1 protein-coding gene is annotated in these 264 nt (G+C 63.3%); it reads right to left on the reverse strand.

Annotated features, from left to right (window positions below):
- Nucleotides 1-253, reverse strand: a 253-nt coding sequence (locus B4920_RS26620) for an L-serine ammonia-lyase, iron-sulfur-dependent, subunit alpha (protein WP_305847132.1), incomplete at its 3' end; no start/stop codon positions are given.
- Nucleotides 254-264: the final 11 nt, after the last annotated feature.

The raw sequence follows: 264 nt of genomic DNA on the forward strand, positions 1-264 counted from the left end.
CCATCAGCGACGACTTGACCGCCGCCGAGGTGGAAGTGGACACCTTCATGGAGCAGGCGCTGCCTGCGCCGTCGCAGATGATGCCGGAGACGTCGCCAATCATGTTGTTGATGCAGTGGCTGATCTGCTCGAACTGGCCTCCCAGCAGCCAGGTGATGGCGGCCCCCGAGCCCATGGCGGCGGTGCTGGCAGCACACAGGGCCGACAGCTTGTTCTGGTAAGCCTTGATGTAGATGTCCACCAGGTGGCTCATCACCAGTGCCC

Origin of the sequence: Zoogloea sp. LCSB751 (assembly GCF_002028455.1) — a bacterium.
Lineage (GTDB): Bacteria > Pseudomonadota > Gammaproteobacteria > Burkholderiales > Rhodocyclaceae > Zoogloea.